24 protein-coding genes are annotated in these 22,602 nt (G+C 41.7%); 15 read left to right on the forward strand and 9 right to left on the reverse strand.

Going from position 1 to position 22,602, the window contains the following annotated elements; translation table 11 throughout:
• The first annotated feature begins 23 nt into the window (after positions 1-23).
• The 4 genes from rimJ (at position 24) to M1F05_RS09110 (ending at position 3,428) form a co-directional block, all read left to right on the forward strand.
• Positions 24-611, forward strand: a complete 588-nt coding sequence (gene rimJ / locus M1F05_RS09095; RefSeq protein ID WP_206084151.1) for a ribosomal protein S5-alanine N-acetyltransferase — start codon at positions 24-26, stop codon at positions 609-611.
• Positions 612-694: 83 nt separating this feature from the next.
• On the forward strand, positions 695-2,233 hold the full coding sequence (gene murJ, locus M1F05_RS09100) for a murein biosynthesis integral membrane protein MurJ (RefSeq protein WP_206084152.1): 1,539 nt from the start codon (positions 695-697) through the stop codon (positions 2,231-2,233).
• A 331-nt stretch (positions 2,234-2,564) separates the two neighbouring features.
• Entirely contained in the window at positions 2,565-2,801 is a 237-nt protein-coding gene (locus M1F05_RS09105) for a hypothetical protein (RefSeq protein ID WP_206084153.1), read from the forward strand.
• Between the two features lie 54 nt (positions 2,802-2,855).
• On the forward strand, positions 2,856-3,428 hold the full coding sequence (locus tag M1F05_RS09110; RefSeq protein WP_206084154.1) for a helix-turn-helix transcriptional regulator: 573 nt from the start codon (positions 2,856-2,858) through the stop codon (positions 3,426-3,428).
• A gap of 19 nt (positions 3,429-3,447) precedes the next feature.
• Here M1F05_RS09110 and argS read toward each other — a convergent pair whose 3' ends face one another.
• Complete coding sequence (gene argS / locus M1F05_RS09115; protein ID WP_206084155.1) at positions 3,448-5,178, reverse strand: arginine--tRNA ligase; 1,731 nt, start codon at positions 5,176-5,178, stop codon at positions 3,448-3,450.
• 166 nt (positions 5,179-5,344) lie between these two features.
• On the opposite strand from argS, the gene M1F05_RS09120 reads away from it, so the two are divergent.
• The 5 genes from M1F05_RS09120 to M1F05_RS09140 all read left to right on the forward strand — a co-directional run bounded on the left by M1F05_RS09120 (position 5,345) and on the right by M1F05_RS09140 (position 11,009).
• Entirely contained in the window at positions 5,345-5,899 is a 555-nt protein-coding gene (locus tag M1F05_RS09120) for a VOC family protein (RefSeq protein WP_206084156.1), read from the forward strand.
• A 184-nt stretch (positions 5,900-6,083) separates the two neighbouring features.
• Positions 6,084-6,845 (forward strand): copper homeostasis protein CutC, encoded by a 762-nt coding sequence (gene cutC, locus M1F05_RS09125; protein WP_206084157.1) that lies wholly within the window; start codon positions 6,084-6,086, stop codon positions 6,843-6,845.
• Between the two features lie 334 nt (positions 6,846-7,179).
• The gene (locus M1F05_RS09130; protein WP_206084158.1) at positions 7,180-9,603 is read left to right on the forward strand and encodes a DMSO/selenate family reductase complex A subunit; all 2,424 of its coding nucleotides are present in this window, start codon (positions 7,180-7,182) and stop codon (positions 9,601-9,603) included.
• Between the two features lie 10 nt (positions 9,604-9,613).
• Entirely contained in the window at positions 9,614-10,231 is a 618-nt protein-coding gene (locus M1F05_RS09135; RefSeq protein ID WP_206084159.1) for a DMSO/selenate family reductase complex B subunit, read from the forward strand.
• A gap of 1 nt (position 10,232) precedes the next feature.
• Positions 10,233-11,009 carry a dimethyl sulfoxide reductase anchor subunit family protein gene (locus M1F05_RS09140; RefSeq protein WP_206084160.1) on the forward strand — a complete coding sequence of 259 codons (777 nt, stop codon included), beginning with the start codon at positions 10,233-10,235 and terminating at the stop codon, positions 11,007-11,009.
• A gap of 54 nt (positions 11,010-11,063) precedes the next feature.
• On the opposite strand, the gene cmoB is transcribed toward M1F05_RS09140, so the two are convergent.
• The 5 genes from cmoB to M1F05_RS09165 all read right to left on the reverse strand — a co-directional run bounded on the left by cmoB (position 11,064) and on the right by M1F05_RS09165 (position 14,299).
• Complete coding sequence (gene cmoB / locus M1F05_RS09145; RefSeq protein WP_206084161.1) at positions 11,064-12,035, reverse strand: tRNA 5-methoxyuridine(34)/uridine 5-oxyacetic acid(34) synthase CmoB; 972 nt, start codon at positions 12,033-12,035, stop codon at positions 11,064-11,066.
• Between the two features lie 2 nt (positions 12,036-12,037).
• Positions 12,038-12,787, reverse strand: coding sequence for a carboxy-S-adenosyl-L-methionine synthase CmoA (cmoA, locus tag M1F05_RS09150; protein WP_206084162.1), 750 nt, complete (start codon positions 12,785-12,787; stop codon positions 12,038-12,040).
• A gap of 124 nt (positions 12,788-12,911) precedes the next feature.
• Entirely contained in the window at positions 12,912-13,310 is a 399-nt protein-coding gene (locus M1F05_RS09155) for an MAPEG family protein (protein WP_206084163.1), read from the reverse strand.
• Positions 13,311-13,459: 149 nt separating this feature from the next.
• Positions 13,460-13,864 carry an NUDIX hydrolase gene (locus M1F05_RS09160; protein ID WP_206084164.1) on the reverse strand — a complete coding sequence of 135 codons (405 nt, stop codon included), beginning with the start codon at positions 13,862-13,864 and terminating at the stop codon, positions 13,460-13,462.
• Positions 13,865-13,975: 111 nt separating this feature from the next.
• Complete coding sequence (locus M1F05_RS09165; protein ID WP_206084165.1) at positions 13,976-14,299, reverse strand: DUF4377 domain-containing protein; 324 nt, start codon at positions 14,297-14,299, stop codon at positions 13,976-13,978.
• 518 nt (positions 14,300-14,817) lie between these two features.
• Here M1F05_RS09165 and aspS point away from each other — a divergent pair.
• From aspS to ruvB, 6 genes are all read left to right on the forward strand, one after another.
• Positions 14,818-16,587, forward strand: coding sequence for an aspartate--tRNA ligase (aspS, locus tag M1F05_RS09170; protein WP_206084166.1), 1,770 nt, complete (start codon positions 14,818-14,820; stop codon positions 16,585-16,587).
• Between the two features lie 8 nt (positions 16,588-16,595).
• On the forward strand, positions 16,596-17,027 hold the full coding sequence (nudB, locus tag M1F05_RS09175; protein ID WP_206084167.1) for a dihydroneopterin triphosphate diphosphatase: 432 nt from the start codon (positions 16,596-16,598) through the stop codon (positions 17,025-17,027).
• A 30-nt stretch (positions 17,028-17,057) separates the two neighbouring features.
• On the forward strand, positions 17,058-17,801 hold the full coding sequence (locus M1F05_RS09180) for a YebC/PmpR family DNA-binding transcriptional regulator (RefSeq protein WP_206084168.1): 744 nt from the start codon (positions 17,058-17,060) through the stop codon (positions 17,799-17,801).
• Between the two features lie 239 nt (positions 17,802-18,040).
• Entirely contained in the window at positions 18,041-18,562 is a 522-nt protein-coding gene (gene ruvC / locus M1F05_RS09185; protein ID WP_206084169.1) for a crossover junction endodeoxyribonuclease RuvC, read from the forward strand.
• A gap of 140 nt (positions 18,563-18,702) precedes the next feature.
• Positions 18,703-19,320: a Holliday junction branch migration protein RuvA gene (gene ruvA, locus M1F05_RS09190; protein WP_206084170.1), complete on the forward strand. Its 618-nt coding sequence runs from the start codon at positions 18,703-18,705 to the stop codon at positions 19,318-19,320.
• 16 nt (positions 19,321-19,336) lie between these two features.
• Positions 19,337-20,347: a Holliday junction branch migration DNA helicase RuvB gene (ruvB, locus tag M1F05_RS09195; protein ID WP_206084171.1), complete on the forward strand. Its 1,011-nt coding sequence runs from the start codon at positions 19,337-19,339 to the stop codon at positions 20,345-20,347.
• Between the two features lie 61 nt (positions 20,348-20,408).
• Here the strand turns inward: ruvB and M1F05_RS09200 are convergent, their stop codons facing one another.
• The 3 genes from M1F05_RS09200 to znuC form a co-directional block, all read right to left on the reverse strand.
• A complete protein-coding gene (locus M1F05_RS09200) occupies positions 20,409-20,876 on the reverse strand; it encodes a hypothetical protein (RefSeq protein WP_206084172.1) in 468 nt (155 codons plus the stop codon).
• A gap of 143 nt (positions 20,877-21,019) precedes the next feature.
• Complete coding sequence (gene znuB / locus M1F05_RS09205) at positions 21,020-21,805, reverse strand: zinc ABC transporter permease subunit ZnuB (protein ID WP_206084173.1); 786 nt, start codon at positions 21,803-21,805, stop codon at positions 21,020-21,022.
• The gene (gene znuC, locus M1F05_RS09210; RefSeq protein ID WP_206084174.1) at positions 21,798-22,565 is read right to left on the reverse strand and encodes a zinc ABC transporter ATP-binding protein ZnuC; all 768 of its coding nucleotides are present in this window, start codon (positions 22,563-22,565) and stop codon (positions 21,798-21,800) included. Before znuC ends, znuB begins: the two co-directional genes overlap by 8 nt.
• Positions 22,566-22,602: the final 37 nt, after the last annotated feature.

Below are 22,602 nucleotides of genomic sequence, written 5' to 3' on the forward strand. Positions count from 1 at the left end.
TTTAAATTAATAAAGGGTTAACGATGTTTGGTTATCGCTCAAATGTACCGAAGGTACGCCTGATCACTGATAGAATGATTATTCGTTTGACTTATGAGCGAGATAATTATCGCCTAGCTGATTATTACAGCTTGAATAAAGACTTTCTTATCCCTTGGGAACCGACTCGAGATAACTCTCACTATCAACCCGCTGGCTGGCAAAATCGTTTGCAAGTGATGAATGAAATGCATCGCGAAGGTAGTGCTTATCATTTCCTACTATTAGATAAAGAAGAAAACGAGGTGATTGGAGTAGCAAATTTTAGTAATGTCCTGCGTGGCTCATTCCATGCGTGCTATTTAGGGTATTCTCTGGGCGAAAAATGGCAAGGGCAAGGCTTGATGTTTGAAGCGTTAACCCAAGTAACTCGCTATATGCAACAACATCAGAAAATGCACCGCATCATGGCAAACTATATGCCTCATAATATGCGTAGTGGTAATCTATTGGCCAAGCTTGGTTTTGAGCGTGAAGGCTATGCAAGGCAATACTTACAAATCAATGGTGAGTGGCGTGACCATGTATTAACTGCATTGACGGATAATTCTTGGGCAATGAATAAAGCGTAAACTCTTAATTTACTTTTCAATCGTAGTCAGTGGCAGCCCGCGCTGTTAAACTGATACGATTGTTTACTTTTAGTCTATCAATCATGAATTTATTAAAATCGCTGGCGGCAGTAAGCTCAATGACCATGATGTCTCGGGTCCTTGGTTTTATTCGCGATGCCATCATTGCTCGGGTATTTGGTGCAGGCGCCGCTGCCGATGCTTTTTTTGTCGCGTTTAAATTGCCAAATCTGTTACGTCGGATTTTTGCAGAAGGGGCATTTTCTCAAGCATTTGTCCCCATATTAGCGGAATATAAAAACCAACAAGGTGAAGAAGCTACACGTACATTTGTCGCTTATATTGCGGGGATGCTCACCCTTGCTTTAGCGATAGTCACTGTATTGGGCATGATTGCGGCGCCCTGGATTATCTATGTGACAGCCCCTGGCTTTACTGATGATGCGGATAAGTTTGCGTTAACAACCGACCTGTTGCGAGTCACATTTCCCTATATTTTTCTAATCTCACTCGCTTCCCTTGCTGGGGCAATTTTAAATACGTGGAACCGCTTCTCTGTACCCGCCTTTGCACCCACACTACTCAATGTGAGTATGATCATTTTTGCTGCGTTTGCCGCACCTTACTTTGACCCGCCGATCATGTCACTGGCATGGGCGGTATTAGTGGGGGGGGTGCTACAATTGGTCTACCAGCTTCCCCATTTAAAGAAAATTAGTATGTTAGTGTTGCCGCGCCTGTCATTTCGCGATAGCGGTGTTTGGCGTGTAATGAAAATGATGGGGCCTGCGATTATCGGTGTGTCAGTCGCGCAAATCTCATTAATTATTAATACTATATTCGCCTCATTCCTACAGTCAGGGTCTGTTTCGTGGATGTACTATGCGGACAGATTGATGGAGTTACCCTCTGGAGTGCTTGGTGTGGCCTTGGGAACGATCTTGCTGCCATCTCTCGCGAAGAGCTTTACGAGTGGAAACCAGAATGAATATCGACAATTAATGGACTGGGGACTGCGTCTTTGCCTGCTATTAGCATTACCATGTGCTCTTGGTTTAGCTATCTTATCTGAAGCGCTGACGGTTTCATTATTCCAATATGGTAACTTTACCGCACATGATTCGTTAATGACACAATATGCATTGATAGCCTATTGTGTAGGGCTAACAGGCATGATTTTAGTGAAGATTTTAGCGCCTGGTTTCTATTCACGCCAAGATATTCGTACTCCAGTTAGAATTGCCATCGTGACCTTAATTTTGACGCAATTAATGAACTTAGCCTTTATAGGGCCTTTACAACATGCTGGTTTGGCATTATCTATTGGCTTAGCGGCTTGTTTTAATGCAGGTGTTCTGTATTGGCAATTACGTAAACAAGATATTTTCCAACCGCTTGCAGGGTGGAAAGGTTTCTTATTTAAGCTACTGATTGCGTTAGTTGTAATGGGCGCGGTGTTATTTGGCCTGCTGCACTTTATGCCATCTTGGCAAGAAGGGAATATGCTCATGCGTATGTTGCGCTTAATTGGTGTGGTGATTGTCGGAGCTGGTAGCTATTTTGTTGCTTTATATATATTAGGTTTCCGCCCACGTGATTTTATGAAGAGAAGCATCGCGTAACATGCTGAAAGTCTGTTAATTTAATGAAAGCCCATTAATTTGGGCTTTTTTGTCTCGATATTCTATCGTTTTAAACCCCATTGTATTTTCTATCCATTTCCAATTTTTTCATCTCTTTTAATAATTCCTCAATTAATAATATTATAATTATTTTATGATATATCAAGTAATTGTTTTTATTGATAAAAATAACCTTCATTGTTTGTTTTACGGTATATTTAGTGCGCGCTTGTTTTTTATCAATAAAGCGTAGGAGGCCACTAGAAATTGGCATAAATAGGATGTTGACCAATGTCAACGTTTTTGGTTATAGTGTATTTATCGGAGGGCGATGAAAAAACATCCGAACAAGCATATTCAAGCAGCCATTGAATATGCGATTGCTAATGGCTGGTTTTGGGTGAGTGCAGGGAGTTCATCACATACATTTTGTAAATTACGTTGTGGTAACGCTGTTGATGAGCACAAAACACATATGATGAGTGTTTGGTCAACACCAAGAGTGATGGAAAACCATGCCAAGCAGATCATCCGGAAAGTGGATCACTGTATTGCACTTTCGAAATAATTATAGCGGCTTAGGCCGCTTATTAGATGATAAAAAAGAGATTAAGGAGCTTTGATGGCGCAATACGCATTCACGTTAACACTTTCTGGGGTAACGGTAGATACCACGGGCTTAGAAGATGCTTTATTTACGGCAGGCTGTGATGATGCCTTGGTGTGCTACTATGGTAATTCCGTTTATTTAGAGTTTGATAGAGAGGCGAGTTCACTGGATGCGGCTATTGAAACGGCAATTGCTGATATTGAGAGCGCAGAAATCTCAATGCAAGTGGCATCAGTTGATAGCACGCTGGTTGGTTTAAGTGATATTGCAGAGTTAGCAGGGTTAACACGCCAAGCGGTTGCATTATTAAAAGATGGGTCAAGAGGAAAAGGCAATTTTCCAGCCCCAGTACAACGTTTAAGTGGCAACTCACCTTTGTGGGATTGGGCTAGTGTGGCTAGGTGGTTAAAGGATAATAATCGTTTAGGGCATGACCCTGAACTTTGTGAAAAAGCAAAAACATTGTGTAAGTGGAATCTAGTCTTACAAAATTGTGCGAATGAAAACGTTGAAGAAATACAGACTTTGACGCAAAAGTTACTTACGCGACGAAAAGAAAAACAGCCCACCGAGGCGAGCTGTTAATTAAATAATGCGAACGTGATTACATTCTTTCGACTGTTTCAATACCTAATGTATCTAAACCTGTTTTTAAGGTTTTTTGCGTTAACGCCGCCAGTTTTAAACGGCTTTGGCGTACAGCGTCATCTTCGGTCGATAAAATTGGGCAGTGTTCGTAGAAAGAAGAGAATAGGCCTGCAAGTTCATACAGGTAAGCACACATCACATGTGGCGTTCCATCACGCGCAACAGTGAGAATGGTTTCTTCAAACTGCAATAAACGTGTCGCCAGTGCGATTTCACGTGGGTCTTGCAGTGAAATTGGTAAAGTCAGATCTGCTTGAGTTAAGTTGGCTTTTTTGAAGATAGAAGCAACACGGGTATACGCATATTGCATATACGGTGCGGTGTTTCCTTCAAACGCTAACATGTTATCCCAATCGAAAATGTAGTCCGTTGTTCTGTTTTTCGATAGGTCTGCATATTTTACTGCGCCAATACCAACGACATTCGCCACATTCAGTAGCTCGTCTTCAGGCATGTCTGGGTTTTTCTCGCGGATCAGCGCTTGTGCACGTTCAACGGCTTCATCTAATAAGTCAGATAAACGTACAGTACCACCTGTACGGGTTTTAAATGGCTTCCCGTCTTTACCCAGCATCATTCCAAACATGTGGTGTTCAAGTGCCATTGTCTCAGGGATATAACCCGCTTTACGGACGATAGTCCAAGCTTGCATCAAATGTTGGTGCTGACGTGAATCGATGTAATATAATGAGCGATCGGCATGGAGCGTTTCGTAACGGTATTTGGCGCAAGCGATGTCAGTGGTGGTGTATAAGAAACCGCCGTCTTTTTTCTGGACGATCACGCCCATCGGTTCGCCTTCTTTATTTTTAAATTCATCAAGGAAAACGACGGTAGCGCCTTCACTTTCAACGGCTAAACCTTTGGCTTTTAAATCAGCGACAATGCCTGGTAACATGCTGTTATATAAGCTTTCACCCATTACATCGTCTTCAGTTAAAGTGACATTTAGGCGTTTGTAGGTTTCTTGATTCTGCTGCATAGTGATATCAACAAGCTTACGCCACATTTCACGGCAGTATTCATCACCTGATTGCAGTTTTACGACATAACCACGAGCACGTACCGCAAATTCTTCATCTTCGTCATAGTGTTTTTTAGCTTCGCGATAAAACTCTTCCAGATCAGCGAGCGCCATGTCATTGGCGCTTTCGTTTTGCACTTTTTCAAGATAAGCAATGAGCATACCGAACTGAGTTCCCCAGTCGCCAACATGATTAGCGCGGATCACGCGGTGACCGATAAATTCTTGCGTACGTGCAGCAGCGTCACCAATAATGGTTGAGCGCAAGTGACCAACGTGCATTTGTTTTGCCACGTTAGGTGCAGAATAGTCGATAACGATGGTTTCGGCTTTTACAGGGGCAAGGCCTAAACGTTGGGAGGCTAATGCTTCTTCAACGTGTTTTTCAACCCAAGAAGGTTCAAGGAAGATATTAATAAAGCCTGGTCCAGCAATTTCCACTTTGCTGGCAATACCATCTAAATCTAAATGATTGAGGATCTGTTCAGCGAGTTGTCGTGGTGGCATCCCCAGTTTTTTAGCCGCGCCCATGACGCCGTTGGCTTGATAATCACCAAATTGGGCTTTAGCGGATTGACGCACGAGTGCATCACTGTCTGCTGGAGCGCCCGCTGCAAGCATTGCAGTACTAATTTTGTCTGAAAGAATCGCCTGAATATTCACTGAATTACCTTAAATTACGAACATAGTTACCACATTGTGCCATCACATGTGGAGAACTAAAAGGTGGAAGAGAAAAATCGGCAGGTTTTATACCATATTTTGGGGGACTCATGCTACAGTCAGCGCCATTGTTTAGATGATAAGTAGATAAAAAGAGGTTTTTGTTGTGCTGCCATTTCGTGAAGTTCCACAATTAAACGATTTATGGGAAGACTTACCTAAATTTGCCAACCAGTTGCAATTAATGGCGAAACAACTTGATGTGTCATTAACGGCTTACGTTATCGATCATATTTCAGTACGCTGCCACTACCTTGAAACAGCACAGCGCTGGCATGAAGGTTTATTGCAATGCGGGCAGATTATTTCCGATAATATCATCAATGGCAGGCCAATTCGTTTATATGAACTTAGCCAACCACTACAAATTGCTGGGCAGAGTGTATTTATCGTTGAGCTACCGTTTCCAAAAGATAAAAAATACCCACAAGAAAGTTGGGAACATATTGAAATGGTGATTAATGTGCCTCCCGCAGAATTGGAAAAAACGGCACGAGCATTACTGCCGAACCCTCTTCCAATCGGATTTAATGTGAAAGTAAGTCAGCCTAAAGGGCAGCAAGAACGTTTGCCCAATCCAACATTGGCAGTGTCAAATGGTAAAATAACCGTCAAATACCACCCATTTACGCTAAAAAAGATAATTGAAAGTGAAAAATAAGTGATGCAATTAACGTTATTGATCAATAGTGCCAGTGTTTTTTTCGGGGTGTGATATCCATCCGATAACATTTTTTAATAAATGGCATTATTCAAAACGGTATTAACAATTATTATTCTACCCCTATCTATTTGTATTAGGGGAATTTAAAGCATGGGCTTTATTACCACATTTGGAGGTAATCATGGCGAAACTGGAAATTTGCTGTTTCGGAATTGAATGTGCTCAAGTAGCGCAAGAATACGGTGCTGACCGTATCGAATTATGCTCTGGTGCCGCAGATGGCGGTCTAACACCAAGCTATGGCTATCTGAAATTAGCAAGAGAAAAACTTCACATTCCAGTTCATCCCATTATTCGTCCTCGTGGTGGTGATTTTTGCTATAACGTTAGCGAATTTGACGTTATTCGTGAAGATTTAATCATGATAAAGGAAATGGGGTTTCCAGGAGCAGTCATTGGCATTCTTGATAGTGAAGGGCGCATTGATATTAACCGTATGCATGGGTTGATGGAAATCGCCAATGGGATGAATATAACTTTCCATCGCGCGTTTGATATGTGCATCAATCCACTGCTTGCCTTAGAGCAATTAAATGAATTAGGTGTAGCGCGAATTTTAACTTCGGGCCAGCAGCAGAGTGCAGAATTGGGATTGCCATTATTGAAAGAATTGCACGAAAAAAGCCAAGAAATCAATGGTCCTAAAATTATGGCAGGTGCGGGGGTTCGTTTAGCTAATTTAAGTAAGTTTATGGAAATTGGTTTAACTGAAGTACACAGTTCTGCAGGTAAAACGGTACCATCAACCATGAATTACCGTAAAGTGGGCGTGACGATGGCATCTAATAGTGAAACGGATGAGTTCACACATTATTGCGTTGATGGGCTTACTGTAGAAGCGATGAAGGACTTTATTTCTATTACGGAAAAAGTACTAATTTAACGGTGCTCAAAATTTAAAGGAGAAACCTATTATGGGTTTCTTCTTATTTTGTCTTGGTGCTATAGGGAATAGCAAAAGCAGTCAAGTAAACATTAGAGTAGTAAATCTATAATTTCTATAAACATTCTTTTTTGAAGTTCTGACTTTTACTAGTTGATTATGCGTTATAATTTAACAAAAACCATGGATTATTGGGTTTAAGTAGCCAACATATTCACAAACTCATCTTGGTTGATGCATATCAATTAACCTTACAAAATACATGCCTACTATCTAATTATTATAAAAATATATTTTTTAGTTTATTTAATAATAATTAGAAGGTAGCAATGTAATGATTAATCACTTAGGAAAGAAAGCGTTAAGCAGGAGACGATTTATTCAAGTCTCTGCCTCAGCCGCAACAGCAACTGCCGTTGCAGGTTCTATCTCATTACCTTTTACGGCTCAAGCCGCTTCAATGGCTAAAACCCAGCCAGATGAAATTAATGAAAAAATCAAATATAGCGCCTGTTTAGTGAACTGCGGAAGCCGCTGTCCACTAAAAGTTCATGTCAAAGATGATGTTATTACCCGTATTTCTAATGAAACGATGTACGATGACAGTCAATTTGGTTTACACCAGATACGCCCTTGCTTAAGAGGGCGTTCTGTTCGTTGGAAAACCTATAACCCAGACAGAATAAAATACCCAATGATCCGTGTTGGTAAACGGGGAGAAGGCAAATTTAAACGTATTAGTTGGGATGAAGCGACAACCATTGTTGCTGAAAAATTAAAAGAGACAATTAATAAGTACGGCAATGAAGCGATTTATTACCAATATGGCTCGGGTTCGACAGGGGCTAATTTACAAGGGCGTAATGCCTGTAAACGTTTATTAAATCAGCTTGGTGGCTTTCTTGACCAACACGGAACATATTCAACAGCACAGATAAACGGCGTGATCCCTTATGTATATGGCAAGTTGGATGATTCCCTTTTATCTGAAATTGCCAACAGCGATCTCGTTGTTATGTTTGGGCACAACATTGCAGAAACGCGCATGTCAGGTGGTGGGCAATTCTATGAAACCTTGCAAGCATTAGAAAAAAGCAAAGCAAAAGTGATTATTATCGACCCGCGTCGTACGGATAGTGTGACAACATTAGGCGCAGAGTGGATACCTATTTATCCTGGAACGGATGGTGCGCTCGTTGCTGCTATCATTCATACTTTAATTAAAGAAGAATTAACAGACGAAGCTTTTCTCGCACAATATTGTGTTGGGTGGGATAGCCAAACATTACCAGACTCGGCCCCTAAAAATGCCTCCTATAAAGATTACATTTTAGGGTTCGGTGAAGATGGTGTCGAAAAAACACCAGAATGGGCGAGCAAAATAACGGGGGTATCACCAACGCGGATCATTCAATTGGCTCGTGAATTGGGCAATGCCAAGGCCGCGTGGATTTCGCAAGGTTGGGGCTTACAAAGAACCGCATCAGGGGAACAAGCTGCACGGGCGGTGATGATGTTGCCTATCGTGACGGGCAATATTGGTCGAGCAGGCACCAATGCAGGGGGATGGGGCGGTAACGTAGCTTATCCCGTTCCTGGATTTGCGATACCAAACCCTGTAAAAACTAAAATCCCGTGTTTTATGTGGACTGATGCCATTGTCCGCGGTACTGAAATGACAGCGGAAAATGCCACGCTATTAGGAAAGGACAAGCTTGAAACCAACGTAAAATTTCTTTGGCATTACGCTAGTAATGTGACGGGAAATCAACACTCAGATTTAAATAAAACCCATAAGATTTTGGCGGATGAATCACTCTGTGAATTTATTCTTGTGTGGGATATCCACATGACGCCATCCACCAACTACGCAGATTTAATTCTACCTGATGTGAGCAGCGTTGAGTCGAATGACTTAATCAATAATTCCTATGCAAGTGGAGCTTATCACTATGCGATACGCCTGCAAAATGCGATCACACCGCTGTGGGAATGCCGACAATCTTACGATGTTTTAACTGATATTGCTGACAAATTGGGGATTAAAGACCAATTTACTGAGGGGCGAACTCATGAGCAATGGATAGAACATTGTTACAACCAAATGCGTGAAAAAAATCCACAGTTACCCACTTTCGAAGAAACCAATGACATGGGGATTGTTGATAGGAAACTCGCAAATAGTGCAGACTATATTGCACTGAAGTCTTATCGGGATTCACCAACCGAAAACCCGCTGCCAACGCCATCAGGTAAAATTGAAATTTACTCAGCACGCTTAGCAAAAATAGCCCAAGAATGGGACTACCCTGATGACCAACGTATTCCCGCAGTGCCTGAATACTGTGTGAATACAGAAGGGGTTGAAAATACAAAGGCAAGGGAAAAATACCCACTACAAATGACGGGCTTTCATGATAAAGGCCATGCGCATTCATCCTACTTTAATGTCGCGGTATTGCGTGAGGCTGTACCACATCAATATTGGATAAACCCAATCGATGCATCCGCTCGAGGTATCCAAGATGGCAATCTCACTGAGATTTTCAATGATAGAGGGCGCATAAAAATTAAGGCGAAAGTAACGGCGCGGGTATTACCAGGCGTGATTGCGGTTCCTCAAGGGGCATGGCGTGAACTTGATAGCGAAGGCGTTGATATTGGTGGTTGTATTAATACGCTAACGACTCAGCAGCCGTCTGCACTCGTAAAAGGTAATCCTCAACATACTAACCTCGTTGATGTGAAACGTGCATAAGGAGCGACAAATGAAACAGTATGGTTTTTATTTTGATTCGACCAAATGCACGGGGTGTAAAACCTGTCAGGTCAGTTGTAAAGATGAAAAGGATTTAGACCTTGGCCCTAAGTTCCGCCGTGTTTATGAATTCGGAGGGGGAAGTTGGCAGCAACAAGACGGTATTTGGCAGCAAAATGTGTACAGCTATTACTTGTCAATTTCTTGTAATCACTGTTCAAACCCAACATGTGTCGAGGGTTGCCCAACAGGAGCGATGCATAAACGAGAGCAAGATGGCCTCGTGGTTGTTGATCAAACTATTTGTGTCGGTTGTCGGTATTGTGAGTTACGTTGCCCTTATGGCGCTCCGCAATATGATGAAAAGAAAAAGCTGATGAGCAAATGTGATGGCTGTTATGAGCGAGTAGAAAAAGGCATGAAACCTGTGTGCGTCGAATCATGCCCTCAGCGTGCGTTAGATTTTGATGATATTAACGTGTTACGTGAGCGCCATGGACAAATTAGTGGGATTGCCCCAATGCCAGACCCAAGTTTAACAAATCCCAATATCGTGATTAAACCGCATAAAGATGCTAAACCATCGGGTGATAAAAGCGGGATATTACAGAACCCTGCGGAGGTCTAACATGCACGAACTTCCTCTTGTTTTTTTTACTGTTTTTGGTCAGTCTGCCGCTGGGCTTTATCTGTTTGCTTATCTAAGCAAACGAATCGGTTGGTCGAGTAGCGAACAATTACGCCAATCGAACATCCTGGCTTTTGTATTGATGCTTATCGCTTTAGTTATCGGCAGTTTGCATGTGGGACAACCATTGCGTTTTTTCAATATGTTGTTAGGTGTAGGGCGCTCGCCAATGAGTAATGAAGCCTTACTGAGCGGTATTTTTGTCGCATTTGGTGCAGGGATTGTCTTTTTTACGTTGTTTGTCAAAAATGCCATGTTACGAGAAGTCTGTAATGTGGGCGCGATCATTTTCGGATTGGCATTCGTATGGTCAATACCGCAAGTCTATAATATTGAAACTGTTGCCAACTGGTTTACGGTTTTCACAACACTGCAAATGTGGATGACACTGTTTGTTGGCGGTGGGGCACTGGCGATTTTAATGGGGGCGCAACGGCTTGGTTCAATGGCATTTCTGCTTGGTGCGATTATCATTTTTGCCACAAGAGCGGCATATATCTCATTCCTAGGTGAAACAGGGCCTGTAATAAGTGCTGAACAAGCTGGTTTTTGGGCGTTTCAATTAGTGGTGATAGCAATCATGCTGTTTGTTTTTCCTGCGCTGCTCTATCGCGGCAGAAACTCTGCTATTGTGCTCAGTATTTGCGTGTTAGCGGTGATACTCGCCGAGTTATCTGGACGAGTTGCATTTTATAACTTATGGCAAATAGCGATGTAATAATGGGCTGATGAAATGTGCCTATGGGGTTATACCGATAGGCACATTACTCGTTTAAGGCTTTCGTGCAACTAGAATTGCCCGCAGCGGAGCTGGATAGCCCTCAACCGTCTTAGTTTGGTCATTCGGGTCCAAAAATTCTGCGAGAGAATCTGTTTTCATCCACGGTGTGCGGCGCTGTTCCTCTAATGAAGTTACGGCTTGGTCAACAATACGCACATCGACGAAACCGCATTTTTCTAACCACACCTTAAGCATTTTAGCGGAAGGGATAAAATAGACGTTACGCATTTGTGCATAGCGATCACCTGGGATGAGGCATTGAAATTCATCACCTTCAACCACTAAACTTTCGAGCACTAATTCGCCTTCACTAACTAATTGGTTTTTTAATTGCCATAAGTGGTCAAGTGGAGAGCGGCGATGATATAAAACCCCCATGGAGAACACCGTATCAAAGGCTTTTAGCTCAGGAAGTTGCTCAATACCGAGAGGTAATAAATGCACTTGTTGGTTATCACCCAATAATTTTCTTACCGCTTCAAATTGGCATAAGAAAAGTTCTGTGGGGTCAATGCCGACAACAAATTTGGCTTCTTGCCCTAACATCCGCCACATATGATAACCGCTGCCACAACCTACATCTAACACATACCTATTTTTTAATGATGAAATATGCGGTAAAACACGATCCCATTTCCAATCTGAACGCCATTCGGTATCAATATTGACACCATAAAGGGAGAAAGGGCCTTTACGCCATGGCATTAATTGCTCAAGGATATTATTTAAACGGCGTGTTTCCCCAGAGGTCAGCGCTGGATCGCGAGTTGCCGTCACACTGTTAATTAAGTCTAATTGGGTTGGATGCATAACAGGCAAATTATCAAGCATTTTTTCCCATGAGGAAAAACCACCGTGTAAACCTTGTTTTTTCCACTCTGTTAACTGCGCAGGTAATGTTTCTAACCAGTGACTTAATGGGCCAACGGCAATTTGTTGGTAAAAACGACCGAAATCAATCATCTTTAAGCCTCTTTAAGCGCTAACAGTGAGCCAAAATTAAAACATTGGAACCAAACTTCGCAGTGGCTAAACCCAACGTGTTTTAGGCGAGCTTTGTGTGTTTCAACGGAGTCAGTCAACATCACGTTTTCTAACATGCTGCGCTTTTGGCTAATTTCTAATTCGCTATAGCCATTTGCCCGTTTGAAATCATGATGCATATTGAACAGTAACTCACCGATTTCGTTGTCTTCAAAATTAAATTTTTCGGAGAGAACCAAAATACCACCTGGTTGTAACCCGCGATAAATTTTTTCGAGTAATAAAAGTCGGTCATCAGGCTTGAGGAATTGCAAAGTAAAATTGAGTACAACCATTGATGCATTTTCAATATTCACATCACGAATATCACCTTCAATCACCTCAACGGGGGTCTTTGCGCGGTAGGCATCAATATGGCGGCGGCATCGTTCTACCATCGCTGGGGAGTTATCGATAGCAATAATTTTACTGTTCTCAACCGTAATATTGCGTCGAATAGAAAGCGTTGCCGCACCTAATGAGCAGCCTAAATCATATACGCGGCTGTTTGGCTTCACAAAACGGCCCGCAAGCATACCAATCATGGTAATAATATTGGAATAGCCAGGCACAGAGCGCTGGATCATATCGGGGAATACTTCGGCGACTTTTTCATCAAATTGCCAATCACCAAGGTTAGCAATCGGTGCGGAAAAAAGACTGTCTTTGTGGTTTGGATCCTGATTTGACATAAGTTCTGTATTAATAATCAAACAAAAGTAGTGGGGGATTGTATCAGAAAGGTAGCACAGTGAAAATCAATCCATTGAGAATGAAATAATGAGGCGGCACATTAAGTCGTGCCGTAGAAGAGCACTAAAGATTAAATGAAACGATTTGTAGCCATGGCAGATAATAAGTATTGGCGATAACCATTAATGCCATCGAAAGATAAGTTGCAACCATACCTGAGCGGCGATAAGAGTAATCATGGTTTTTTAAGCCATAAGAATGGAGTAACCGACCTGCAATTAAAATTAAACCACAAATGTGGATCATCCAAACTTGAGCACCGTTCATCTCCATTAAAAGTAATAAAATAAGGGAGATAGGTATGTATTCAATGGCATTGCCATGAACACGAATTGCGGTTTGCAGTTCATAAAAACCACCATCCCCATAGGCTATACGGTACTGGTTACGTAGCTTCACAACATTTAAAGATAATCTAAGCAGCAGTAAGGCACCCAGTACAGCGTACAAAGAGCTGACCATTTTTTACTCCACCATAAAACGAATCAAATTATGAAAACACCTAAAAATATAAGTTATAGTAATGGGTATTAACGATATTTTCTAAATTGTAAATCCTAAAATGCCGTTCGACAAATGAATTAACAACTTTTTTGGGTAATCACGTAGCGTTACTTAACTAAGCCATCTTGTTTTAATTGGGATAGAACCGCGGCGGCTGTCGTTGAACATCGAGGTAAATCTTCACTGGTAAACCACGCTAACTCAGCAATTTCAGCGGCAGGTTGCGGTATTCCTTGGTAATCTGCAAAATAGCAACGAATACGCACTTGTGTGCCACCGTCTTTACCATCAGCAAGTCCTATAAACTCACCATAAAAGCCAATAGAGCCAGGTACTAAGTTTAACGTCAATTCTTCTTCAATTTCACGACATAAAGCTTGCTCATCACTTTCACCTTGCTCGCGCTTTCCGCCTGGGATGTAAAATAAGCTTTTATTGTGTGAGCGTACCATGGCAACTTTATTTTCAGACAAAGCAATTAACCCAAGTTTATCAATAATTTTATCACTCATAATTTTGCTACTCTTGTTATTTCCGATGGTTAGTTTGCTCAATTTGGTTGAGATAAAATAAAGCCATTAAGCAGGAAGTAAGCCCACTTAATGATTATCAAGGATTAAAATTTATTTCTTTTCAACGATTTTTACAAGTTCATAGCGGATGCTTGGTGCATCAGCTGGTGGGTTTGGTACATCAAATTGTTTAACTTGTAAGACGTAAGAGAAGCCTGGTTGATATTCAAAACCTTGAATAGAACTATAGAATAACTGCCAGTCATCATTTGGGTTTTCTTTGACTTTCATACACTTCATTGGAGCAACACCCACGCAGTCAGCGAGTGTGGAATCGATGTAAAATGTTTTATTGTTATCAATATCTGCAGTTTTCACAGTTTGGCATCCAACAAGTAGCATCAGCATAGATGAAGCAATTAACAGTTTTTTCATGTGTGATCCTTAAGCAGCAGATGATTAATTAGGTTGATTACTGAGTTAATTGGATTATAGCAAACTGAAAAAGGTAACAATTCCTAAATCGACCTAATTCCTAGAATGTCTAAGCTATTAAGTTATAAAAAGGGATGAAGGTCTTACTCTGTAAGCTTCGTGTACTTTTTGTGCAGCAATAAGTGATATTAGAAATAAACCTTTGCCATAATATATACATGGCGTCTTTAGTCCCTTAAAATCAACTTAACCATATTCCTCATTTAACCCTGTCTAGCTAAGGGTGGTAATCACAATGAAGTTGATGAACAACCATAAAAATGATGAAAATATGATTAAAAACAAAATGGTTTAGGCGATAAGCGGTATTCGCAACTATTTGTCTAACAGAATTTCCTGTATAATGTCTGCCTTTTTGACATTCTGAATTTTCAGCCCGTGTTTCGCAAATAGGGTTCAGCAAAATGCCAAAATCCCGCAGCAAGCAAAAGCACAACAGCTGAGTAAAAGGATATTGTATGCGTACTAATTATTGTGGGCAGTTAAGCATTGCTCACGAAGGCCAACAGGTCACTCTTTGTGGATGGGTAAACCGCCGTCGCGACTTAGGTGGTTTGATTTTTATCGATATGCGTGACCGTGAAGGCATCGTTCAAGTTTTCTTCGATCCAGATCGTAAAGACATATTTGAAAAAGCGTCAGAGCTGCGTAATGAGTTCTGTATCCAAATCACAGGGACAGTACGCGCGCGTCCAGATAGCCAGAAAAATAAAGATATGGCGACTGGGGAAATTGAAATTTTTGCGCAAGAGCTTTATGTATTCAATAAATCAGAACCGTTGCCACTCGATAGCAACCAAACAAATACAGAAGAGCGTCGCTTAAAATACCGCTACCTAGATTTACGCCGTCCTGAAATGTCTGAGCGCTTACGCACTCGTGCGAAAATCACCAGTTTTGTCCGTAATTTCATGGATACAGAAGGCTTCGTTGATGTTGAAACGCCAATGTTAACTAAAGCAACGCCTGAAGGTGCTCGTGACTATTTAGTTCCAAGCCGTGTTCATAAAGGTAAATTTTACGCGCTGCCACAGTCTCCACAACTGTTTAAACAGTTACTGATGATGTCTGGCTTTGACCGCTATTATCAAATCGTAAAATGCTTTCGTGATGAAGATTTACGAGCAGACCGTCAACCTGAATTTACTCAAATCGATGTTGAAACCTCATTTATGACCGCAGAGCAAGTACGCGAAATCATGGAACGCATGATCCGCAATCTCTGGTTAGACGTGAAAAATGTTGATTTAGGCGATTTCCCAATCATGACGTTTGCAGAAGCAATGCGTCGTTATGGTTCAGATAAACCAGACCTTCGTAACCCAATGGAACTGGTGGATGTTGCTGATATCGTTAAAGATGTTGAGTTTGCCGTATTCTCTGGTCCTGCGAATGATCCGAAAGGCCGTGTTGCGGCATTGAAAGTGCCTGGCGGCGCAGCAATGACCCGTAAACAAATTGACGAATATGGCCAATTCGTGGGTATATATGGTGCGAAAGGGTTGGCTTGGATGAAAGTCAACGAACGTGCTAAAGGAATAGAAGGTATTCAAAGCCCAGTCGCAAAATTCCTCAATGAAGAGGTGATTAACCAACTGTTAGACCGTACTGGTGCAGCGGATGGCGATATCATTCTGTTTGGTGCAGGTGCGAAAAATGTGGTCACAGATTCAATGGGTGCACTGCGTTTGAAAGTGGGGCGTGATTTTGAACTGACAGATCTAAATAGCTGGCAGCCACTGTGGGTCATCGATTTTCCAATGTTTGAAGAAGATGGGGAAGGTGGTTTAACCGCGATGCACCATCCATTCACATCGCCGAAAGATTTCTCACCAGAAGAGCTAGCAAGTAAACCAGAAGATGCTGTTGCCAATGCTTATGATATGGTGATTAACGGTTATGAAGTGGGTGGCGGTTCAGTGCGTATTCACCGTAATGAAATGCAGCAAACCGTGTTTAGCATTTTAGGTATTAATGAAGAAGATCAACGTGAAAAATTTGGTTTCTTATTAGACGCACTGAAATACGGCACACCACCACACGCAGGTTTAGCTTTTGGCCTTGACCGTTTAGTGATGTTATTGACTGGAACGGATAACATCCGTGATGTTATCGCTTTCCCGAAAACAACCGCTGCGGCTTGTTTAATGACGAATGCACCAAGCTATGCAAACCCAGACTCGTTGACTGAGTTGGCGATTGCTGTTGTGGCGAAAGACGAAGAGTAAGACGGCGAATGACCGCATTTAAGCGCCCTGAATCGGTATTAGTCATCATCGTGGCTGAAACAAGCGGTCGGGTGCTAATGCTACGGCGTAAAGATGATCCAGACTTCTGGCAGTCCGTGACTGGAAGTCTGGAACCTAACGAAAAACCGTATGAAACTGCGTGTCGTGAAATCAAAGAAGAGACAGGTTTTGACGTTAAACAAAACGGCTTGCAAGACTTGTCCCATAGCATCATCTTTGAAATTTTTCCGCATTTCAGGCATCGTTATGCACCGAATGTAACACATTGCAAAGAGCACTGGTTTAAAATGGTGCTAGATGAAGAACACATGCCATTACTGACTGAACATACAGAGTTTCGTTGGTTAAGCCCAAATGAAGCGGCAAAACTTACTAAATCATGGAGTAACAGTCAGGCTATTTTAGAATTTGCTAATTAATTATTGTATTGACGTTTTTGGAGATATTTCATGGCAGGTCATAGTAAATGGGCCAATACCAAACACCGTAAAGCAGCCCAAGATTCTAAGCGCGGTAAGATTTTCACAAAAATTATTCGTGAACTTGTCACTGCTGCACGTTTAGGTGGTGGTGATACTGGCACTAACCCACGTTTACGTGCCGCAGTAGATAAAGCATTATCAAATAACATGACTCGTGACACCTTAAACCGTGCAATTGCACGCGGTGTGGGTAATGATGAAAGTGATAATATGGAAACCATCATTTATGAAGGTTATGGTCCTGGCGGTACTGCTGTTATGGTTGAGTGCTTAAGTGACAACCGTAACCGTACCGTATCTGAAGTGCGCCACGCGTTTACTAAAACAGGTGGTAACTTGGGAACAGATGGTTCAGTCTCTTATTTATTTACCAAACGTGGTGTTATTACTTATGCACCAGGTGTGGATGAAGATGCATTGATGGAAGCGGCGCTTGAAGCGGGTGCGGATGACGTTGAGACCTATGACGACGGTGCAATCGATGTTTACACTACCTTTGAAACATTTGGTACGGTTAAAGATGCATTAGATGCAGCAGGCTTTACGAGCGAAGCGGCTGAAGTTTCAATGATCCCATCGATCACAGCAGAACTTGATGCTGAAACGGCACCAAAATTGATGCGCCTTATCGACATGTTAGAGGATTCTGACGACGTTCAAGAAGTTTACCATAATGGTGATATTTCTGACGAAGTCGCAGCGACACTGTAATCAGTGACGTACTATTTTACATCTGTAATCTAGTCCCTCCGCGTAGAGAAAGCGGGCTGACCCAGCCTGTTTTCTCTAACGCCTTTGTTCTTCTTTCTTTTTCTTCTACTATACTTTTTATATTCCATGGATAACATTAAGAATCAAATAGCTATTTAATTGAAATAGATAGTATTATGCTACTAAGTAGAATGATGAATAAATAGCATTTAATAATAAGAGGTACAAATCGATTCTTTATGGCAATTATATTAGGAATTGACCCTGGTTCTCGTGTCACTGGCTACGGCGTTATTCGCCAACAAGGTCGGCAATTACTGTATCTAGGCAGTGGTTGTATTCGCACTCAGGTTGATGATTTACCAAGTCGTCTGCAACGTATTTATGCGGGGGTCTCGGAAATTATCACACAATACCAGCCCGACGTTCTTTCAATCGAACAAGTCTTTATGGCAAAAAACCCAGATTCAGCGCTCAAATTAGGCCAAGCACGTGGCGTCGCGATAGTTGCAGCGGCAAATTTGAGTATTCCAGTGTTTGAATATGCGGCTCGCCAAGTTAAACAAACGGTTGTTGGGACAGGGGCCGCTGAAAAAAGCCAAGTACAACATATGGTTAAATCAATACTCAAGCTGTCCGCTAACCCACAATCCGATGCTGCGGATGCGTTGGCGATTGCGATTACACATTGCCATTTTAATCAGAACTTATTAAAAGTGGGTGATCCTCGTTTAGTATTAACGCGTGGGCGGTTAAGGTAGAAGTTTGTCTGAAAGCTGACGGTATGAAAACAAATAGCTTGCAACTGGATATGCATCCAGCCCTTTTTGTGGTATAAACAGCACTATTAATAACTTTGGCTAAACAGATTTCGTCTTAGGCCATAATAGAGGAATTCAATGTGATTGGTCGTTTACGTGGTATCGTATTAGAAAAGCAACCACCAATAGTTTTATTAGAACTTCAAGGGGTAGGTTATGAAGTTCATATGCCAATGACGTGTTTCTATGAATTACCTGATATCGGGCAAGAAGCGATTGTTTTTACACATTTTGTTGTTCGTGAAGACGCCCAATTACTATATGGTTTTAACGATAAGCAAGAAAGAGCACTGTTCAAAGAATTAATCAAAGTTAACGGTGTTGGGCCTAAGCTTGCATTGGCAATTTTGTCTGGTATGTCAGCACAACAATTTGTTTCTGCAATTGAACAAGAAGCGATTGCATCATTGGTTAAGTTACCAGGGATTGGTAAAAAAACAGCCGAACGTTTAGTTGTTGAAATGAAAGACCGTTTCAAAGGGTTGAATGGTGATTTATTCAATCAAACCAGTGAGATCAACTTACCTAATGTGAATAGTAAGGTACCAAGTACTGCTGATATCGAAGCAGAAGCAGCGGCGGCATTAATTGCATTGGGCTATAAGCCACAAGAAGCGAGTCGCATGATAAGCAAAGTCGCGAAGCCAGGCAGTGATTCTGAAACATTAATCCGTGATGCCTTACGTGCAGCACTCTGATTAAGAGGCCATTGAGATGATTGAAGCAGATCGCTTAATTACTGCTGAAGTTTTACAGTCGGATGAAGAAGCCATTGATCGTGCGATTAGACCAAAATTACTCAGCGAGTATATTGGTCAGCCACAGGTTAAAGATCAAATGGAGATTTTTATCCAAGCAGCCAAAATGCGGGGTGATGCTCTCGACCATCTGTTGATTTTTGGCCCCCCAGGGCTGGGTAAAACAACCCTCGCAGGGATTGTTGCTAACGAATTAGGCGTAAATTTACGGACAACCTCAGGGCCTGTATTGGAAAAAGCAGGTGATTTAGCTGCGATGCTAACCAACTTAGAGCCACATGATGTGCTCTTTATTGATGAAATTCACCGCCTCTCACCTGTTGTTGAAGAAATTCTTTATCCTGCAATGGAAGACTACCAATTGGATATCATGATTGGTGAAGGGCCTGCGGCGCGTTCCATTAAAATTGATTTACCGCCATTTACGTTAATTGGTGCAACAACACGGGCCGGGTCACTAACTTCCCCGTTACGTGATCGGTTTGGTATCGTACAACGCCTTGAATTCTATCAGGTTGCGGACTTACAGTATATTGTCAAACGTAGCGCCCAATATATGGGGCTTGATATCACCGAAGAAGGTGCCATGCAAGTTGCCATGCGCTCTCGCGGCACGCCACGTATTACAAATCGCTTGTTACGTCGTGTACGTGATTTCGCACAAGTTAAAGGTGATGGCTCTATTGATGAGCTAATCGCAAACCAAGCTTTGGATATGTTAAATGTCGATGCAGCAGGCTTTGATTACTTAGACCGTAAGCTACTCGTGGCGATTATCGATAAATTTATGGGTGGTCCTGTTGGTGTGGATAACTTAGCAGCAGCAATTGGGGAAGAACGTGAAACAATCGAAGATGTTTTAGAACCTTATTTAATTCAACAAGGTTTTATCCAACGTACTCCTCGAGGACGAATGGCGACAGCGCATGCGTATAACCATTTTGGTTTAACGCCAAAAGAGGTGTAACCAATACCCCACCAGCGAATTAAGGTGGGGGAAACTTTGCGTGCTGGGTAGCGTTGAGCATTTATCGGGAATTTGGGTCGGTTGTAAAATCGATATCAATATCATCCGTGTCTTTCGGTAAACCATAATCTAGAATACTGTACAAGTTCAGGTTCGATGATGATTTACATGCTTTTTTACTGATAATTTTGTCACCTTTGTAGACAACAACACCTTGATAATACCAACCTTTACCCTCCCCATCATAAAGTACATAATTATAATTACCATTCTGAAAACGAATGTAGACTGAGCTTGCACCACCGATAAACATCCCTTCTCCGACAAAAATATTCTCTTTACCTTTTGTATTGGTGGGCAGAGTAATCTCAGTTTTACCTAAGGTTCCATAACGATAGACAGGGGGTTTGCCTTTTTCTATAACAACGCTAACTAATTTGTTATTTTCTAACTGGCATGAGTATTCTATTGCGCTTGCCGATGCTGAAAATAACCCTAGAGCAACCAAAAAGGTGAGGGACTGCTTCATGTTACCATCCTGTGATTTAAATTACTCTTTGTGAGTATGGATAATCGGTAAAGGAAAAGCCATTTATATTAATTAAGTTTATATAAATAAAAACGCCGTTGTTCAAAATAAACAACGGCGTGGATAAACTTTTAAGTTATCAATTAGTTTTTTGCTTTAACTGTTAAGCTGAGCACAAATAAAACGGCAGAAACCAAAACAACCGATGGGCCAGCAGGGGTATCATAAAATGCCGAAAAGGTTAATCCACCCGTGACCGATATCATACCAATTAACACCGCAATAAATGCCATTTGCTCAGGTGTACGTGCAAAACGACGAGCGGTAGCGGCTGGAATAATCAGAAGTGAAGTAATAATTAGTGCACCAACAAACTTCATGGCGATACCGATTGTTAATGCAGTGACTAACATCAATAATAAACGTAAACGTTGAATATTGATGCCATCGACAAAAGCAAGCTCAGGACTAACGGTAATGGATAAAAGCGCTCGCCAGCGATAAAAAAGTAACCCGCAAACGACAATCACACCAATAAAGATCATGATAATATCTTCATAGTTAACAGAGAGAAGATCACCAAATAAGTAAGCCATTAGGTCAACACGTACATTAGCCATTAAACTTACGACCACTAAACCGAGTGATAACGAGCTGTGAGCCATAATTCCGAGTAATGTATCAACGGCAAGTTGTGGGCGTTTTTCAAGCCAAACTAAAATTAGTGCAAGTAAAAGGGTAACGGCAACGACAGCATAAAAAGGGTTAATATTTAGTAATAACCCAAAGGCAACACCCAATAAAGAAGCATGTGCTAAAGTGTCACCAAAATAGGACATGCGACGCCAAACAACGAAAGAGCCTAATGGCCCCGCTGCAATCGCAAGTAACATGCCCGCTATCCAGCCAGGTAATAATAACTCAATCATGCTTGCAGTCCTTGCTGTGTTGATGGCTACGAATAATATTACCTTCTAAATCATGTTGGTGATTATGTTGATGGCGATATACCCCTAATTGTTGCGCACCGCGATACCCAAACATAGCAACAAATTCAGGGTGATTGGACACCACATCAGGTGCACCTGAACAACAGATATGGCCATTAATACAGAGTACTTTATCTGTTTTTGCCATCACTAGGTGTAAGTCGTGAGAAACCATGAGTACGGCACAGCCAAGCTCTGTTCTTAATTGATTAATTAAGTCATACAAAGCAACTTGACCTGTAATATCAACACCTTGCGCAGGCTCATCCAGTACGAGCAAGTCAGGTTTGTTGAGCAATGCACGTGCGAGTAAAACGCGTTGAGTTTCACCACCCGATAACTTTTGCATCGGTTGCTCTAGAAGATGAGTCGCATTAACACGCTCAAGAGCAGGTAATAAATGTTCTTGGCGAACACCTAGCTTGAGTAACATAAAACGCTTTACTGTTAGGGGGAGCGTTGTATCTAAATGCAATTTTTGAGGAACATAGCCAATAGCAAGTGATGAGGCACGTTCAATTGAGCCTGAAGTTGGGGGAAGTAACCCAAGAACAACACGTACTATGGTTGATTTTCCTGCACCATTTGGCCCTAAAAGCGTCACAATGTCTCCTTTGTTAAGTTCAAAGGACACATCTTTAAGGACTTGCTTGTCACCAAATGAAACAGAAATTTTATTTAAAGTCAGTAATGGTTGCATATGAAAAACATCTTGCAGAAATCATGTTGTGTTATAT

This window comes from Providencia sp. PROV252 (genome assembly GCF_033676005.1).
GTDB lineage: Bacteria > Pseudomonadota > Gammaproteobacteria > Enterobacterales > Enterobacteriaceae > Providencia > Providencia vermicola.